The organism is Clostridium sp. 7_2_43FAA, assembly GCF_000158375.2.
In the GTDB taxonomy this organism is placed as follows: domain Bacteria; phylum Bacillota; class Clostridia; order Clostridiales; family Clostridiaceae; genus Clostridium; species Clostridium tertium.
Map to the genome: position 1 here is coordinate 1,953,964 of NZ_JH815222.1, position 18,027 is coordinate 1,971,990.

Annotated in this window: 15 protein-coding genes; 2 read left to right on the top strand and 13 right to left on the bottom strand. The window is 27.7% G+C overall.

All coding sequences use genetic code 11. From position 1 onward, the window contains the following. Positions 1-67 precede the first annotated feature (67 nt). The 12 genes from scfB to hflX all read right to left on the bottom strand — a co-directional run bounded on the left by scfB (position 68) and on the right by hflX (position 13,235). Positions 68-1,423: a thioether cross-link-forming SCIFF peptide maturase gene (scfB, locus tag CSBG_RS10835; RefSeq protein WP_008679456.1), complete on the bottom strand. Its 1,356-nt coding sequence runs from the start codon at positions 1,421-1,423 to the stop codon at positions 68-70. 72 nt (positions 1,424-1,495) lie between these two features. Continuing rightward, a complete protein-coding gene (gene scfA, locus CSBG_RS17990; RefSeq protein ID WP_016208429.1) occupies positions 1,496-1,633 on the bottom strand; it encodes a six-cysteine ranthipeptide SCIFF in 138 nt (45 codons plus the stop codon). Positions 1,634-1,699: 66 nt separating this feature from the next. After that, on the bottom strand, positions 1,700-2,740 hold the full coding sequence (locus CSBG_RS10840; RefSeq protein ID WP_008679459.1) for a galactose ABC transporter substrate-binding protein: 1,041 nt from the start codon (positions 2,738-2,740) through the stop codon (positions 1,700-1,702). A 232-nt stretch (positions 2,741-2,972) separates the two neighbouring features. Further along, entirely contained in the window at positions 2,973-4,007 is a 1,035-nt protein-coding gene (locus CSBG_RS10845) for a galactose ABC transporter substrate-binding protein (RefSeq protein ID WP_008679461.1), read from the bottom strand. 461 nt (positions 4,008-4,468) lie between these two features. Next, positions 4,469-5,143, bottom strand: coding sequence for a TrkA family potassium uptake protein (locus CSBG_RS10850; RefSeq protein ID WP_008679463.1), 675 nt, complete (start codon positions 5,141-5,143; stop codon positions 4,469-4,471). 12 nt (positions 5,144-5,155) lie between these two features. Then, positions 5,156-6,448, bottom strand: coding sequence for a potassium transporter TrkG (locus tag CSBG_RS10855; RefSeq protein ID WP_008679464.1), 1,293 nt, complete (start codon positions 6,446-6,448; stop codon positions 5,156-5,158). Between the two features lie 350 nt (positions 6,449-6,798). Continuing rightward, a complete protein-coding gene (locus CSBG_RS10860; RefSeq protein ID WP_008679466.1) occupies positions 6,799-7,536 on the bottom strand; it encodes a YebC/PmpR family DNA-binding transcriptional regulator in 738 nt (245 codons plus the stop codon). Positions 7,537-7,756: 220 nt separating this feature from the next. After that, positions 7,757-8,404, bottom strand: coding sequence for a YigZ family protein (locus tag CSBG_RS10865; protein ID WP_008679469.1), 648 nt, complete (start codon positions 8,402-8,404; stop codon positions 7,757-7,759). Continuing rightward, entirely contained in the window at positions 8,404-9,804 is a 1,401-nt protein-coding gene (locus tag CSBG_RS10870) for a PLP-dependent aminotransferase family protein (protein WP_008679471.1), read from the bottom strand. The genes CSBG_RS10865 and CSBG_RS10870 overlap by 1 nt, the downstream gene beginning before the upstream one ends. A gap of 17 nt (positions 9,805-9,821) precedes the next feature. Continuing rightward, on the bottom strand, positions 9,822-10,721 hold the full coding sequence (locus CSBG_RS10875; RefSeq protein WP_008679472.1) for a nucleotidyltransferase domain-containing protein: 900 nt from the start codon (positions 10,719-10,721) through the stop codon (positions 9,822-9,824). A 68-nt stretch (positions 10,722-10,789) separates the two neighbouring features. Beyond that, positions 10,790-11,401 (bottom strand): hypothetical protein, encoded by a 612-nt coding sequence (locus CSBG_RS10880; protein ID WP_008679474.1) that lies wholly within the window; start codon positions 11,399-11,401, stop codon positions 10,790-10,792. Between the two features lie 37 nt (positions 11,402-11,438). After that, positions 11,439-13,235, bottom strand: coding sequence for a GTPase HflX (gene hflX / locus CSBG_RS10885; protein ID WP_008679475.1), 1,797 nt, complete (start codon positions 13,233-13,235; stop codon positions 11,439-11,441). 391 nt (positions 13,236-13,626) lie between these two features. Here hflX and hpt point away from each other — a divergent pair, with 391 nt between their 5' ends. Continuing rightward, positions 13,627-14,154: a hypoxanthine phosphoribosyltransferase gene (gene hpt / locus CSBG_RS10890; protein ID WP_008679476.1), complete on the top strand. Its 528-nt coding sequence runs from the start codon at positions 13,627-13,629 to the stop codon at positions 14,152-14,154. A gap of 288 nt (positions 14,155-14,442) precedes the next feature. Here the strand turns inward: hpt and yunB are convergent, their stop codons facing one another. Beyond that, on the bottom strand, positions 14,443-15,099 hold the full coding sequence (gene yunB, locus CSBG_RS10895; protein ID WP_008679478.1) for a sporulation protein YunB: 657 nt from the start codon (positions 15,097-15,099) through the stop codon (positions 14,443-14,445). A gap of 106 nt (positions 15,100-15,205) precedes the next feature. Here yunB and CSBG_RS10900 point away from each other — a divergent pair, with 106 nt between their 5' ends. After that, positions 15,206-17,872, top strand: coding sequence for a PBP1A family penicillin-binding protein (locus CSBG_RS10900; RefSeq protein WP_008679480.1), 2,667 nt, complete (start codon positions 15,206-15,208; stop codon positions 17,870-17,872). The last annotated feature ends 155 nt before the right edge of the window (positions 17,873-18,027 follow it).

The following is an 18,027-nucleotide window of genomic DNA, read 5'->3' on the forward strand; positions in this document are numbered from 1 at the left end:
TTATTATCATTGTAATATAAAAAGTTGGTATTTGAACATAAGCAAATACCAACTTTTATATTTAAAATTATTCTGCCTTTAAAGCAATTGCACATTCAATTCTCTTCTTTTGCATTTTACAGCCAACTTCATAAGGTATTTTCATATCGCCATTGAAGCTAAAGTTATTTGCTTGACATCCTCCACTACAATAGAATCTTGCCCAGCAATCTCTACATTTAGGCTTGTTGTATATATGAGCTTTTTTAAATTCTCTGCCAAGGTCTTTATTGTATGTATCATCATATATACTTCCAAGTTTAAATTCTTCTTTTCCTACAAATTGATGGCATGGATAAACATCTCCCTGTGGAGTTATTGCAACATATTCAAATCCTGCTCCACAACCTGAAATTCTTTTATAAACACATGGTCCACCATTTAAATCAACATTAAAATGATAGAAGTTATACTCTCCATTTTGTTCTCTTTTTCTTCTTGCCATATCTTCATATAGTTTATCATAATTTTTCATTATTTCTGGTAAATCTTCTTCTCTTAATGCAAGAGGATGTCCTTTTTCTAAAACCACTGGCTCTATAGAAACTTCATCAAAGCCTTCATTTACCATAGCCATTACATCTTCAAAGAAATCAGTATTTGCTCTTGTAAATGTTCCTCTAACATAATACATCTTTCCAGGTGTTCTCTTTTTTATCATCTTCTTTATATTTGGAAGTATGTCATCATAAGATCCACTTCCATCAACTTTTATTCTAACATTATCATTAACACATTTTCTACCATCTAATGAAAGTATGATATTTCCCATTTCCTTATCCATGAAATCCATCATATCATCATTTAAAAGAGTAGCATTTGTTGTCATTGTAAATCTTATATTTTTCTTCCACTCTTTTTCATTTTCTCTCGCATACTTTATTATTTCTTTTACAGTATCCATGATCATAGTTGGTTCTCCACCAAATAAATCTATTTCTATGTTTCTTCTTGGACCACTTCTTTTTACAACATAATCTATTGCCTTTTTAGCAGTTTCTAATGACATGACACCCTTATGTCCATTATATTCTCCTTCATCTGCAAAGCAATATTTACATCTTAAATTACATCCATGAATTATATTTAGGCAAACTGCCTTTATATAATCTCTATCATCCATTGATCCATGAGCTATATCTTCATACTTATCTTCTGAATATAATAGTCCATCTTTTACAAGTTCCATTATTTCATCATAGGCTTCTATAACAGTTTCTTTATCATATTTATCACATAAAAGCTTTAATGTTTCTTCCTTATCCTTCATTCCATCATCATGTACTAAATCATATACTAGCTCGTCTACTATATGAACAGCTCCTGTATTTACATCTAATACAAAATAATTATCACCTTGTTTAAATTTGTGTATTAAAGACATTTTCTATCCCTCCAAAAGCTTTGCTTAACATAAAAAGTAAGCAGCAACTTAATTGTTGCCGCTTCTTGTTAATTAGTTTTCACACTCTAAGTTTGCAACTGTACATGAAGTTTTGCAAGCTGATTGACATGAGTTAGCACATTCTTTACAACCTGGTTTTACTAAGCTGTTTTTGATATTAGTCTTATTGATTGTCTTGATATGTTTCATGATTATACTCCCCCATTCTTCCAAAATACCCAAAGATTATAACATAAAAAATTCACTTATAAAAGATTAAATTTCTAAATTTGGTGAATTTCTTATTATGTAACCGTTATATGGTATTCTAACTCCTACTCCTGTTACATCAAATTCATAATCTGTATCTTGTAATGCTTCCTTACCTTGCGCTAAATTTAGCGCTATTCTATAAAGAACTTTTGCTTTTTCTTCAGCATCTTGCAAAACTGTACCTGTCATAAAGCCTTTTTTAATCATTTCCCTAACTTCCTCTGTTCCACCTATACCTACTACTGATATAAACTTATTTGGATCACCTAAATTATACCCTTTTTCTTGAAGTGCCAAGACAGCACCTATTGCCATATCATCATTATTTGAAATTATTACTTCAATATTATCGCTATATTTATCAAATAAAGACTCAATCTTTTGTTTAGCACATTCTTTTTCCCAGTTACACACTTCAGAAGCTATTTCATTAGTTTTAATTCCACTTTCATTTAAAAATCTTATAACACATTCACTTCTTAATTGAGCTTCTACATTATCTTTTTCTCCTTCTAATAATATATAATCTAAACTACCATTTCCATTCTTATCCTTTATATTTTCATTTTTTATCTCATTAATTATCATTTCACTTTTAATCTTACCTGCATCACAAGCTTGTGTTCCTACATACAAAGATTTATTATAAGATTTAATTCCATTCAATGATAATGGCTCTCTATTAAAAAATATTACAGGAATATTATTTTCCTTGATTTTATTTATTACAGAATCTGATTCATGTACATCTACAATATTTAATAGTATTACATCTACTTTCATTTTTATAAGTTCATCAATTTGCTTATTCTGTAATTCTTGATTTCCTTCAGCATTATAGAATATAAAATCTATTTCATCTTTATTTTCACTTTCAAGTTTTTCTAATTGTTTTTTTATTTCAGAAATATAATAAATATCTTCATTATATAAAAGTACTCCAGCTCTTAATGGTGTTGTATTAATTGTATTAGCACTTATATCTAACCTAAATATGTTTATAATTATAATCACTACAATACTAAATAAACTAACTTTTTTCATATTATTCTTCACATCTCCTTTATTTACTAATACAGTTATCTATATAATTTTTTTATTACTTTATAATTTCAAATATTATTTGCATACTCTATAATTTAAGAAGTATTATTAATCATAAAAATAACTATATATAATTCTACTATAATTTTTTAATTTCTTCCTAAACTATAAATTCTAATAGTTCTTTCCTTAACAATCTATTTGTAATTCTTATTTAAATATAAAACTCAAATTATAAATTAGGTGAATTTCTTACTATGTAACCATTATACGGAATCCTAACACCTACGCCTGTTACATCAAATTTATACTCTGTATCTTGCAATGGTGGGTTCCCTTGAGCTAAATTTAAGCCTATTCTATAGAGTGCTTTAGCCATTCCTTCAGCATCTTGTATAACTGTACCTGTCATAAATCCATTTTCTATCATTTTTCTAGCCTCAGTTGTTCCATCAACTCCTACTACAGATATGAACTTATTTGGATCTCCTATGTTATATCCTCTTTCTTGAAGTGCCAGTATAGCTCCTATTGCCATTTCATCGTTATTTGAAATTATTACTTCAATATTATCTCCATAATTTGAAAATAAAGACTCAATTTTATTTTTAGCACATTCCTGTTGCCAATTACAATATTCAGATGCTATTTCATTAGTCCTAATTCCATTTTTATTTATTGATTTTATAACACATTCACTTCTTAACTGTGCTTCTATATTATCTTTATCGCCTTGTAATAATACATAATCTAATATACCGTTTCCATTCCTATCCTTTATATTTCCACTTTTCATCTCATTAATTATCATTTCACCTTGAATTTCACCTGACTCACATGCTTCAGTTCCTATATATAAAGACTTTCCATAAGATTTAACTCCCTTTAATGATGAAGGTTCTCTATTAAAAAATATTACAGGAATATTATGTGCTTTAATTTTGTTTATTATTGAATCTGCTTGATGTATATCCACAATATTTAATAATATTAAATCTACTTTCATATTTATGAGTTCATCTATTTGCTTGTTTTGCAATTCTTGATTTCTATCGGCATCATAAAATATAAAATCTATTCTTTCTTTATTTTCGTTTTCTATTTTTAACAAGTAATCTCTTACTTCAGAAATATAATAATCATCTTCACTATATAGTAGTACTCCTGCTCTTATAGGCTTAATGTTCTTTGTATTAGCACTTATATCAGCACTAAATATATTTAATATTATAATTACTATAATACTAAATAAACTTACTTTTTTCATATTATCCTCCACCTTTTCTGTAATTATTAATAAAGTCTTTCTATCTAAATTTATTTTTATTCCTATATATTTTTGTAATTTGAAAATTTAATATTTATATTTATTCTTACAAGTTATAATTCCTAGAATTAGTATTAATCATAAAGGTATTTTTAATACCAATTTAAAATATGATTTACAACTCTTATTTTCCATATACTTAAATATAAAGAATAAATTACAACTTGTAATATTAATAACATACTGATATTATAAATTTAGTCTTAAGTAACTTCCAAGTGGAGTGAAATAGATGTTACACAAGTTTATTGTGGAGAGTGATTATGGCAAATCACTCTTTTTTATTTAAACTCATTTTTATTTTTTATAAATCAACTTAATATTTTGATAGTTAGATTTAATTGTTTTTATATTTTACAAAAAAAGGCCTATAAAAGACCTTTTTTCATAAGTTTATATTTTTATTTATTATTTAAATGCTCTTCTAATTTTCTTATATTACTCTTTTTACCTATAACTACTATTAAATCATTTTCCCTTAAAATATAATTTGGGTCTACTTCTATTATAGTTTCTTCATCTCTTTCCAATGCAATAATATTTAAATTAAAATCATTTCTTATTTTAGATTTTAATATTGATTTTCCATCTATTTTTGAAGTAACCCTTAACTCCTCTATATGAATATCATTATTTAACTCAATAAATTCTAATGCTTCTTCATTTAATAATCTATTTGCAATTCTAATTGCCATATCATTTTCAGGATATACAATTTCAGCACCTATTTTTTTTAATACACATCCTTGTTCATATGTTATTGCTTTGGAAATAACTCTCTTTACTCCCATATTTATTACATTTAATGTAGTTAAAATACTTACATCGATCTTCTCTCCTATACATACAAATACAGTTTCACAATTCTGAATTCCTGTTTCTTCTAAGGTTTCCTTATCTAAATTATTAACTACAAAAGCATTTTCTGTAAGAGATCTAATTTGCTTTATCTTATTTTCATTATTGTCTAATACTATTACTTCCTTACCTGCTTCTATTAAAGTCTTTGCCAAAGCAAAACCAAATCTTCCTATTCCAATTATTCCAAACTCAATTTCAGGTCTATGATTAAACATTATCTACCTCTCCTATCCTATTATAACTGTTTCTTCTGAATAATAAGCATTTGCCGTTTCTTTAAAATACCAAATTGTAGCAATAGTCATTGGTCCAAGTCTTCCTATAAACATGATTATTGAAATTATAATTTTACTTAAATCAGTAAGGTTTGGTGTTATTCCTGTTGATAACCCTACTGTTCCAAAAGCACTAGTTACTTCAAACAATAGTTGCATAAAGGTATAATTAGGCTCTAACACACTTAATATAAAGGTTCCTAGGCAAACAACGAACAATGCTAATATAGTTATATTAAAAGCTTTAAATACTACACTAGTAGGTATCTTCCTTTTAAAAGCAATACAATGTTTATTTGTAGCTGTACTATAAATACTTTTATATAATGTAAATATAGTAGTAGTCTTTATACCACCACCTGTTGACCCAGGAGATGCTCCAATAAACATTAAAATAACTAATACAAATAATCCTGCATTTGTAAAATTGCTTAATGAATAAGTACTAAATCCTGCTGTTCTCGCAGAAGTACTAAAAAAGAATGCTACAAGCCAAGAAATATCTTCAGTAAACTTTAATAATATTGTTCCAATTACTAATAATATAGAAGTCATTGTAATTACTACTTTTGTATGTAAACTAAACTTTTTAAAGGATCTTTTCATTAAAATTTCTTTAATTACTAAAAATCCTAATCCTCCAAATATTATTAATCCGCATGTAGTCAAATTTAATAAAATATTATTTTGGTATGGTATTAAATTTTGAAGTCCTCCAAGTATATCAAATCCTGAATTATTAAATGCTGCAATGGAATGAAACATACTTATTCCTAATGCATCTAATGGCTTATAGTCCTTTGAAAAAACTAAATAACTTAATATTACACCTATTGTCTCGAATGTTAATGTCATTAATAGCACTGATTTAACTAATCTTACTAGTCCCTTCATAGATTCTAAATTCATAGACTCCTTGATAAGTGTTCTTTCCTTAATTCCTACTCTTTTCCCCATAAGTAAAATAAAACCCACACCTACTGCTGTCACTCCTAATCCACCTATTTGAATCAATAAAGCTACCACAGTTCGTCCAAAAACAGTAAATGTATCAGCTGTATCTATAGCTATTAATCCAGTTACACAAACTGCACTGGTAGAAGTAAATAACGCATCTACAAAAGAAACTTTAACGCCATCATTTATAGATATTGGTAATTTTAATAAAATTGCTCCTATAATAATAACTGATAAAAATCCTAAAACTATAATTCTACCAGGCTTTAATTTCTTCATTAATTTCATATAAAGCTCACCCCTTTGTGACGTCTTTTTATTATTATTTCCTTATATTAATAATTTTAGAATTTAAATAAATTCCTATCTTCTTCATGATCTGAATATATTAAAATCTTACTTTTTCCCCACAAAATTTACCATGATTTTTATGATTAATTATATATAGACTCCTATGTACTGTCAATTTTATTATTCTTATTCATATTCCTATAAAAATTGCAATAGATTAAAATAACCCACTCTAATTTACTTTATCTTCTTAAATCTTTGCAAATTCTTACTTTAATTAAACAAATGAATATTTTAATAAAAAAACTCCGTATCAATTTAAAATTGATACGGAGTTTTTATTAAATTTATTCATCCCATCCTTCAGGGAATTCAGCATTGTGGTAGATCTCTTGAACATCATCATCATCTTCAAGTAAGTCTAACATCTTTTGGAACTTCTTAGCATCATCTTCGTTGATTTCAGTATATGTATCTGGAACCATCTTAACTGCTGCTTCTAAGAATTCTAATCCATTTGATTCTAATGCTTCTCTGACAGTACCAAAATCTTCTGGTGTAGTTGTTATAACAAACACTTCCTCTTCAGCTGCGAAATCTTCTGCACCAGCATCTAAAGCAAGCATCATAATTTCATCTTCATCTTTATCTTCTCTTTCAATAACAATTTCACCTTTTTCTTGGAACATGAAACCTACACAACCTGTTGCTCCCATGTTTCCACCACCTTTAGTGAAAGCACTTCTTACATTTCCTGCTGATCTATTTTTGTTGTCTGTTAAAGTTTCAACTATTACAGCAACTCCTGATGGACCATAACCTTCATAAACTATTTTTTCATAATCAACTCCAGCAAGTTCTCCTGAAGCTTTCTTTATTGATCTTGTTATAGTATCATTAGGCATATTTGCTGCCTTTGCTTTTGCTATTACATCTCTTAATTTTGGATTAGTGTCGGGTACAGGGCCACCATTTTTAACTGCAATAACAATTTCTTTACCTAACTTTGTAAATATTTTCCCTCTTTTAGCATCCGCTTTTCCTTTTTTATTTTGTATATTATGCCATTTTGAATGTCCTGACATTTTTATTCCTCCCAACATTAATCAAAAATTTTATAAATATATTGGAATTATAACACAATTATATTATTATGACAAACTTCCTTATATATTCTTAAATTAGTAATATGCTACATTATTATAATTATATTTTTTAATATAATTCAATTAATAGTCTATACAATAAAACTAATAATATCTTAATAGTTAGTATATTCATAAGTAAATTACAAATTTTATAATTTTAAATCAACTTATAAAGCCTATTTTCTTCTTTAAAATATATTCCTTCATCTTGCTTATCCACTTTTATTTTCCCATTTGATATTTCAATTATCTCTTTTTCAATATCACTAGCTTTTTCTATTTCTGCTAATATATGAACAACAACTTTATCTGTATACTCTGTATCTTCTATATACCAGTTATTTTCATTGCATTTATATTGAATTTTACCTAACATATCATAATCCATATGAAATAATAGTCTTACTCCATTTACTTTTTCAACTATTCCACCAGCCTTTAAAGCTATAGATGCCCCCTTTGTATATGCTCTAGTAAGCCCTCCTGTACCTAATAATATCCCACCGTAATATCTGGTTACTACTATTGCACAGTCTGTTACATTACTTTTTTTCATTACTTCAAGTATTGGTATTCCTGCTGTTCCTTGTGGTTCACCATCATCGCTATACCTTTGAATCCCCATATTTTCTCCAATAACATATGCAAAACAATTATGAGTGGCTTGTTTATGTTTATTTTTAATTTCTGATACAAATGCCTTTGCTTCTTCTTCACTTTCACATCTTTTCGCATAACCAATAAATTCTGATTTTTTCTCTACAAAACTATCTTCTCCAAAATCTCTTATAGTAATGTAACTCATTAAAGTTCCTCCTTAATTAAACCTATACCTTTTATTATCTTATCTTTACTTACTTGTGAGAAACCAATTCTAAAAAAGTAATCTCCATTTTTGGAATCTCTATAAAATATTACTCCTGGAGTAATAAATACATTTTTTCTTTTTAACTTATAGTATAGCTCCTTAGATGTTATACTTTTATCTTTTAATTTTATATAAAAATAAAGTCCTCCTTTAGGATCTATATATGTTACTTTATCTAAAAGCTCACCTTCAATTAAACTTTTTATTAATTTATATTTTTTCTTATATTCCCTACATTGGTAAGCAATATGCTCTTTCCAAAATCCTTCACTTATATAAAGTTCCAAAACCCTTTGCATAAGACTTGAAGTAGTAATATCAGTATTTATTTTAGAACTTTGTATAATTTCATTAAATGAAGCTGGTGTTACCATATACCCAAGTCTTATTCCTGGTAAAAATATCTTTGAAAAACTTTTTATATAAATAACTCTTTCATACTTATCAAGTTTTTTCAATGGTTCATGAATTATATTATTATCATATATAAGTTCAGATAAATAGTCATCTTCTATAATATAGAAATCATATTTTTTTGAAAGATCTAATAACTTTAGTTTTTTTTCACGGCTATAACTTATACCAGTAGGATTTTGAAAATAACTCATAGTGTAAAAACAACTGATTTTATTCTTCTTTAAAATTTCTTCAAATTCATCTAAATCTACGCCATCTTCTTTAATTTCTATTTCAAATATATTAGCTCTTCTCCATTTGAATACCGATAATGCTCCCCCATAAGTTGGCTTTTCTACTATAACATTATCATTTATATTTACGATAGCCTTTGATGCTATATCAATCCCCTGCTGTGCTCCTGAAACTATTAATATATTATCTAAATCTAATTTATTGTTCCAAAAAGATTTATTTATGGTATCTCTTAGTTTTTCATATCCAAGAGGTTCTTTTATTATTAAAGCATTTGCTCCGTCCCTATCTAGAACCTTATTTATTACAGATTTAAATTCATTTATTGGGAAATAAACTTCTGTATTTGTTTCTCCCGTAAAATCTATAATCTTTTCCAGTTCCTCTGGTAACATATTTTTAAATATCTTAGAATATTCTCTATTAAATAATGATGTTAGTTCTTTTCTTTTAGCATATGTTCCAGAACCAACTTTTTGAAAAGCATATCCATCTGATTTTAGTTTTTTATATGCATTTACTATAGTAACATTATTTACTTCTAAGATATCTGCTAATTCCCTTATAGTAGGTAATTTTTCTCCATCACTTATATCTTTATTATCTATTAATTTTCTTATACGATTTGCTATTTGTACATATTTAGGAATTTCATCTTCAAAAGATATCTTAAAAAATTCTTTCATACTTCCCCCAAAGCAACTTATTTTTTATAACTATATACATTTTCAACAGCAAGTAAGCTTCCCTTAGAATCTCTAAATTTTCTTTCACTTCTTGTCAAAATATTATTCTTATATAATAGTTTTAATATTTCTTCAAATTTAATATTAAAATTTTTAAAATATGAATTATTCTTAATTTCAAAAGCACTTAAAGGCTTATCCATTTCTTTTATATAATCTAATATATCTTTTGCGGACATTTCGATATTATATTCTAAGTAATTTTCAATGTAATTTAAAACACTTTTTATATTTTCATCATTAATATCAGAATAAAAAAGCTCTCTAACCATTTCATTAAGTTCATCATTCAAATTACATGCCATCGTTAATGAATCCTTGCTTACAGTATAGCCGTTAATACTTAAATAAAGATTAGAAAAACTACTTAGTGCTCTAATTAAAAGCTCAGAAGCAGTATACCTACTTCCTGTACTTAGATACTTTTTACAAATTCCTATTTCTTTCAATGTATTTCCTAAATAAACTAAATTCCATCGTCCTTTATCTAAATCCATTACATATATAAGCCTTTGATAAAGTTCTGTTATTTCCTGATCAATTGAATATATTAACTTAGCGGATATAAGGCAATTTTTTATTATATCTCGCTTTCCTGCCTCAAGAAAATTCTTTTTGAAAGCGTCCTTACCTAAAAATTTTATATGTATTGGTATATCCATAATCTCTGAATATAAATCTCTTACCTGTTCAAATTCATCTTTATATATTACAAATAAATCTATATTTGATTCCTCCCATAAATCACCAGTAACCATACTTCCAAATACAAAAATGGCTATTACGTCAGTATTTTTCATAAGAATTTCTGTAATTTCCTTATATGATTTTTGATAATCTATAATTGATTTCACCATTAATACGCCCCCTTATTATTTACTATTGTATTACTACAATTTATTATATAAAAAAACTGCAATAAAGTCTAATCTTCATCGCAGTCATCATCTTTTTTACTATCATTCTCAGAATATTTATCATCTTCATTTAAACAGTCAAAACATGATTTATAATCGTTTGGTAAATCTCCGCATCTTTCAATATCATTTTCAACAGCGCGCCTATATATAGCATTTCTTTTCTTTAAAGTATCTAAAACACAATAAGCTTCTTTTACTATTTCATGCGTTAAATCAACTGGAAGTTTAATCTGCCTCTTTTTTGCATATGCATTAGATTGTAAATTTTGTGCTGCTATAGATATACCTTGTGCTGATAAAGAAAGAAAATATAGTTCATCTAATAGTGGTTTAACCTTTCTATCATAAAAGTATTTTTCTTCTTCACCACCTATAATTATTGAACCTATATTTGTTTGCATACTGTTTACTGCAGCAGATAAAGTTGTTACTTTAGCTACTGCATCATCCACAGAGTTGCAAGATGAATGATTTAATGCATCTGATGTATCATTTAATCCTGATGTATTATTCAACTGCGTATTATTACCAATTATTGCTGCTTGATCATCTTCAAGGGTTATATCTTCTTCGTCATTTGATGAATCTATTGCTACCTCATATATCATATTTTGCACTTAATCATCTCCATAACTTGTTTGTTACAGTATATTCTTAAGTAAGTATGTTTATTATAAAATCACTTGATTTGTTATAAGCTTCGTCATCTACTTCAACAATCATAAATGTTCCATTATCTCTATAATCTTCTTCTAAAACTCTTCCATTTCTATGAAGATATGAATTCATATCACTCCTATCATAAGGAATTAAATATTCACATTTTTTCATTTTATAAGGTAATTTTTCTTCTATTAAGTCAAGAAGATTATCTAAATTTATACCTTCTTTAGCTGATATTTCAATTATTTTATATTCTGAACATGCCTTTTTTACTTCTTCTACTTGTTCCTCTGTAGCTCTATCTATTTTATTTAAAACTAATATAGTTTCTTTACCTTTTGCCCCAAGCTCTTCTAAGACTTCTTCTACAGCTTTTATTTGATCAAGTGCAGAATCTGAAGAAGTATCTACAACATGACATAAAAGATCTGAATATATTACTTCTTCTAAAGTTGATTTGAATGCTTCAACTAAATCATGAGGCAATTTTCTTACAAATCCTACTGTGTCTGTTATAGTAACTACGCCTTTATTTTTTAGTATTATGGATCTTGTAGTTATATCTAAAGTTGCAAATAGCATATCTGCTTCAAAGACTTTTTCTTTTCCTTGTATCTCTTTTTGAGCTGCAACATCACAAAGCTTATTTCTAAGAGTTGATTTACCTGCATTTGTATATCCTACTAGTGATACTCTAGGAATACTTTCTTTTGTCCTTTTTTCTCTTTGGACTTCCCTTGTTTTCTTTATCTTTTTAAGTTCATCATTCAAATCATATATAGTTTCCTTTATATGTCTTCTATCAGTTTCAAGTTTCTTTTCTCCTGGGCCTCTTGTTCCTATTCCACCGCCGGTTCTTGAAAGTACTGTTCCTAAGCCTTGAAGCCTACTCATTCTATATTTCAGCTGTGCTAATTCAACTTGAATTTTTGATTCTTTACTTCTTGCTCTCCTTGCAAATATTTCTAAAATTAAAGTTGTTCTATCTATGACTTTAGCACCTGTAGCAGCTTCTAAATTTCTAACTTGGGAACCTGATAGTTCATCATCAAAAATTATAAGATTTGCATGCTTACTTTGTCTTAAACTAGCTATTTCTAAAACCTTTCCTTTTCCTATATAAAAAGCTGGATCAATTTTACTTCTACTTTGATATACTGAATCTAGTACCGGTATATCACAAGCTTTTGTAAGCTCCTTAAGCTCCTCCAAACTTTCTTTAGTATCAGATCCAACTAAAATAGCTTTTTCACCTTCATCTTCAATAATATCTTTTTCTTTAATCATACTTTCTATATGTTGAATTTTATCTAATATATGAATTGAAAGTACTTCTTCAATTGTAAGATTTAATTTTTCTTCATAGTCTAATAAATCATCTGAAATTGTTATCATTCCTAAAGAGCAATCTGTAACATTACCTTCATGTACTCCTATTGCCATAATTGCATCAAGCTTTAATTTTAATAATGCTGATATATCAAGAGCAGATAAATTAGAAAAGCCATTAGGATGTGTATGTATAACTCTAACACCTGACAATCTTTTTTCTCTTATGTCTATCATAGATACTTCAACTGAAGTTGAATCTCCAATAGCAACAGAAACAACCTTACCTCTTCTATCTACTGCAACGCTTATTTCCCTATCCAAAATAGAAGTCAGCCTTGAGATTACCTCTATTATTTCTACACTACATGCCTCATCTTTTAAAACCTTTACTTTATAAAGCCTTTCAAGCTCATCTAAATAAGTTTTTTTAATACCATCTATATTTCCAAATATCATTAATACCACCTCACTTATATACTATTAACAACTTTCATATAATTCTATACTATTAATTAGATATTGTAAATATAGCCAAATCAATATAATATCTATGTTTATCTAATTAAAATACCATTTATATTAGATAAATTATATTGAATTAATTACATATAATAAATAATAACATATAAATTCATATTATACTTTATAAAAACTTAAAGTATGGTGAAAAAGTCTTCAAAAATGAGTTGCAAGAATTTGAAATAATATGTAATATAAAAATAATAATATAATTAATATTGCAAAAGCTAATTATAAATTGATTAAGTATAACTATTATAAATATTTTATAATGCAATTTTTATAAAGTATTGGGTTTTATATAGAACATTTTAGGAGGATTAAACTAATGGATGACAAGAAAAGAAACATACTTTTTACAGAAGAGCAAATCAAAACTAGAATAGCAGAGCTTGGAAAGGTTTTAACTGAAGAATATAAGGACAAGAAGCTTTATGTGCTTCCACTTCTTAGAGGTAGCTTTGTTTTTGGAGCAGATTTATTTAGAGCTATTGATTGCAGAGCTAAAGTTGGTTTTATGACTACATCTAGCTATGGGCATGGAGAAGAAAGTACTGGAGAAGTTAAAGTTGTAAATGACATTCCTGATAATATAGAAGGATGGGATGTATTAATCGTAGATGATATCATAGATACTGGCTACACTATGGAATTTGTAGTAGATTATGTAAAAAAACGTGGAGCTAATTCAGTAAAAACTTGTACTCTATTAGATAAACCTTCAAGAAGAAAGGTTGATTTGAAACCAGATTATTGTTGTTTTGAAATAGAAGATCTATTCGTAGTAGGTTACGGACTTGATTATGAAAGCTTCTATAGAAATGTTCCTTATGTATTTAACTGGGAATCAAAATAAAAATACATATTTATTTTTTAATATATCAATTAATAATATACATGTAAGTAATTAGATATTAAATGTACTTGATTAATCTACCCAAAATTATAAAAGCCCCTAAAATTGGGGCTTTTATAATTTTTAACTACATTTAACTAAATCATTTCTTTATTTTTGTAATTTTCTTATTTTCTCATTCATCTATATAAATAGATTTTCTTTACAGTGTTTTAATTATTTTCTTATGAATATTTTAACTTATAAATTGGCTAATGTATCTTATCAGTAGTTAATTGTTATTTACTTTCAAGGTTTATTTAGCTCAATTGCAGTATTAGGAATTTTCCCAACTATTATTGTTTCTGCAACTGGTATTTGGCATGCTACTTCTACATCCCTACTATTTAATGGTACTACTATCTTCATCTTCATATTAACATTCAAATAAATCTTATGTCTTGTTTGATTTATTCCTGCACTTTCAAATACCGACTCATAACTGCTAGTTATGTTTCCTATTTGAGTCATTTTTATATTCACTTTAGGCCCCAAATTATAAAAAACTAAATTTTTAGTCATATATCCTAAGGGCACTTCTAACCCCATCTCTTGTAATTTCCCAAATTTATCGTTAGATGCTAAAATCAATTTTGACGATAGATAATTTAATTTTACAGTATCGGCTCTTAGCATAGTTATATTTCCATCATTATCTTTTTCTATAATTATCATGTCAGAATAATCAAATTGATTTGAATAAATATCCAAAGCTGTTTCATTTATAATCTCTGTTGCTTCTCTTTTTAACTGCTCTTCTCCTATAGTTAAAACAGCTGGTAAAATATTTTTATCAAAAAAATACAATATAGAATTAAATAAGACACAAATGGCAATAATACCCAATATAAGTTTAGGATGTTTAATTTGAAATCGCATTTTAGGTTTTTTTGTATAATACTTCATAGACACCTTCTTGAGTTATTATTTTACTCTTTATATAAATATGCTATAATATTCTATATTATTTATTTTATACTTTAAATAATTTTAAATTGCAAGGGAGGAACAAATGGCTACTAAAGATACTTCTAGAACAGAAAAAAGCCAAGCTAATGTTAAGAAAAATAAAAACAGCGGCAAAAATTCTAAAAAGAAAAAAAATCAACCTAAATATAAGAAAATTTTGAAAGGTACTTTTCTTGGAATATTAATAGCAGGGCTTCTTTGCTTTGTTGTTGGACTTGGTTATGTATTTGCAATAATTAAAAGTACTGAGCCTCTTGACGTAAATGCGGTCCTGACTTTAAATGAGCCTTCAATGATTTATGATAGTGAAGGTCAATATATTGATAATCTACCAACTCAAGAAGAGAGATATAAAGTAAAGTTAGATGAAATGTCCAAATACTTAAAAGATGCTTACATTTCAATTGAAGATGAACGTTTTTATAAACATCCTGGCGTAGATATAAAAAGAACTTTAGGTTCAGCTCTAAGATCTGCAAAATACTTCTTTACAGGAAGTGGAAACGTACAAGGTGGATCTACTCTTACTCAACAATTAATAAAAAATACATTATTAACAAACGATGTTAAGATTGAAAGAAAAATTAGAGAAATTTATCTTTCACTAAAACTAGAAAGTAAACTTACAAAAGATCAAATATTAGAAGCGTACTTAAATACCATTCCTCTAGGTGGTAAAATTTATGGAGTTGAAGCTGCTTCAAAATACTATTTTGAAAAAAGTGCTAAAGATTTAACTTTACCTGAAGCTGCATTTATTGCTGGTTTAACTCAAGCACCTAGTGCTTATAGTCCTTATGACCCAGAAAATATAGCCGACCCTACAATATACTTAGATAGAACAAAAACTGTTCTTATGAAAATGAGGGATTTAGGTTATATAACTCAAGAAGAATATGACGAAGCTTATGCTTTTACAGATTCAAATCAATTTGCTTTTTCTCAAACAGTAATTAATTACAAAATTAATTATGAATGGTTTGTATATCCTGCTTTAGATCAAGTCAGAAGAGATTTAAAGGATGTATATAAGTATACTGATGAAGAAGTAGATAGATTATTTGCTACTGGTGGTCTAAAAATTTATACTACTATGGATAGAAAAATACAAGATTCTACTCAAGCTGTTTTAAATGATAGAAATAGCATTCAACAACTAGATATTTATGCTAATCCAGAAGTTACCGATGAAAATGGAACTCCAGCACTACAAGCTGCTGCTGTAATTATGGATTATAGAACAGGCCAAATTAAAGCTATGGTTGGTGGTAGAGGTGAGCAACCTGCTAGATCTACAAATAGAGCTTATTATGCTTTAAGATCTATAGGGTCTACTACAAAACCTTTAACTGTTTATGGACCTGCAATTGATACTAAAACTATTACTGCTGGTACTGTCCTAGATGATGCTGGTCTTCCATCATCTATTCAAAGTAAATATGGTGGGTATAATCCAGCAAACTGGAACAAAGTTTCAGACGGATTAATTACAGCAAGACAATCACTTGCATTATCTAAAAATGTACCAACAGTTCTTATTGAAGACAAACTTGGTATTGAAACTGGATTAGCCTATGGGGAAAAATTAGGATTAGTCTATAGTGAAGAATCAAAAGGTATAGCTACTATATCTTTAGGTGAATTTACAGAGGCCGAAGCAAACCCTGATGGTGGTAATCCATATATCCTAGCTTCTGCCTTTGGAAGCTTTGGTAATAACGGCTTATATACTGAGCCTATATTATATACTAAAGTTGTTGATGCTACTGGTAAAGTTATATTAGAACCTAAACTTAATCAAACACAAGTATTTTCTCCTCAAACTGCATATATAATGAGAGATTTACTTAAAGGTCCTCTAAGCTTTGATGGTTCTTTAGCTAAGATTCCTAATATGCCTGTAATAGGTAAGACTGGTACAACTAGCAATGTTACAGACTTTTTATTTGCTGGATTAACCCCATATTATTCAGGTGCAGTATGGATTGGTTATGATAATCGTTCTGCAATGGGAGGTGCTAGTTATAGTTCTTCAGCGGCTTCATTATGGGGTGCTATTATGGCTCCAATACATGAAAACTTAGAATATAAAGAATTTGATGGAAATCCTGGCGGTGTTACTAGTGTTGCTATTTGTAAAGACTCTGGAAAAAGACCTACAGATTTATGTAATAAAGATCCAAGAGGTTCAAGGGTATATAATGAGTTATTCATTGCTGGAACTGAGCCTACAGGAGTTTGTGATGTTCACGTAACAGCGAAAGTTAATAAAAACAATAACAAACTTGCAACAGAAAATACTCCAAAGAATTTAATTGAAGAAAGAGTATTTATAAAGAAAGCTAATCCTTCTTCTGGTACAGCTGATTATCAATATGTACTTCCAACAGAAAAAGATGATACAAAATATGTTCCAAAGAATGAAGCATTCAATTTATCTGATTTAGGAATAACTATAGGAAGTAACGCTGATGATGCTATAGAATTGTTAAAATCTAAAGGAGTAAATGTAAAGATTTCTAACAATGATGCTAAAACTAGAATAATTAAGAGTTTGTCAGCTGATAAAGCTAAAAAAGGTGATACAATAACTATAGAATTGAAAGACTCTGAAGAAAATAATAATGGCGAAAATAACAATGAACCTAACAACAATGGCAATAATACCAACAATAACAATACTACACCACCAAATTCTGATAATGATTAATTAAATACATCAAAAAGAGAACCTATTAGGTTCTCTTTTTTTATCTACTTTCCATTATCTACTTTTTATTATGCATAAGTTGTCAGAATCTAATTCATTATAATGCATGTATTCATAGAAAACCACTTATTTATCGTATTTTATGAATTTCATCA

What these genes read in the sequence shown, in the direction of transcription:
- scfB (WP_008679456.1), bottom strand. Translation starts at nt 1,423, where the DNA reads ATGTCTTTAATACACAAATTTAAACAAGGTGATAATTATTTTGTATTA.
- scfA (WP_016208429.1), bottom strand. Translation starts at nt 1,633, where the DNA reads ATGAAACATATCAAGACAATCAATAAGACTAATATCAAAAACAGCTTA.
- CSBG_RS10840 (WP_008679459.1), bottom strand. Translation starts at nt 2,740, where the DNA reads ATGAAAAAAGTTAGTTTATTTAGTATTGTAGTGATTATAATTATAAAC.
- CSBG_RS10845 (WP_008679461.1), bottom strand. Translation starts at nt 4,007, where the DNA reads ATGAAAAAAGTAAGTTTATTTAGTATTATAGTAATTATAATATTAAAT.
- CSBG_RS10850 (WP_008679463.1), bottom strand. Translation starts at nt 5,143, where the DNA reads ATGTTTAATCATAGACCTGAAATTGAGTTTGGAATAATTGGAATAGGA.
- CSBG_RS10855 (WP_008679464.1), bottom strand. Translation starts at nt 6,448, where the DNA reads ATGAAATTAATGAAGAAATTAAAGCCTGGTAGAATTATAGTTTTAGGA.
- CSBG_RS10860 (WP_008679466.1), bottom strand. Translation starts at nt 7,536, where the DNA reads ATGTCAGGACATTCAAAATGGCATAATATACAAAATAAAAAAGGAAAA.
- CSBG_RS10865 (WP_008679469.1), bottom strand. Translation starts at nt 8,404, where the DNA reads ATGAGTTACATTACTATAAGAGATTTTGGAGAAGATAGTTTTGTAGAG.
- CSBG_RS10870 (WP_008679471.1), bottom strand. Translation starts at nt 9,804, where the DNA reads ATGAAAGAATTTTTTAAGATATCTTTTGAAGATGAAATTCCTAAATAT.
- CSBG_RS10875 (WP_008679472.1), bottom strand. Translation starts at nt 10,721, where the DNA reads ATGGTGAAATCAATTATAGATTATCAAAAATCATATAAGGAAATTACA.
- hflX (WP_008679475.1), bottom strand. Translation starts at nt 13,235, where the DNA reads ATGATATTTGGAAATATAGATGGTATTAAAAAAACTTATTTAGATGAG.
- hpt (WP_008679476.1), top strand. Translation starts at nt 13,627, where the DNA reads ATGGATGACAAGAAAAGAAACATACTTTTTACAGAAGAGCAAATCAAA.
- yunB (WP_008679478.1), bottom strand. Translation starts at nt 15,099, where the DNA reads ATGAAGTATTATACAAAAAAACCTAAAATGCGATTTCAAATTAAACAT.
- CSBG_RS10900 (WP_008679480.1), top strand. Translation starts at nt 15,206, where the DNA reads ATGGCTACTAAAGATACTTCTAGAACAGAAAAAAGCCAAGCTAATGTT.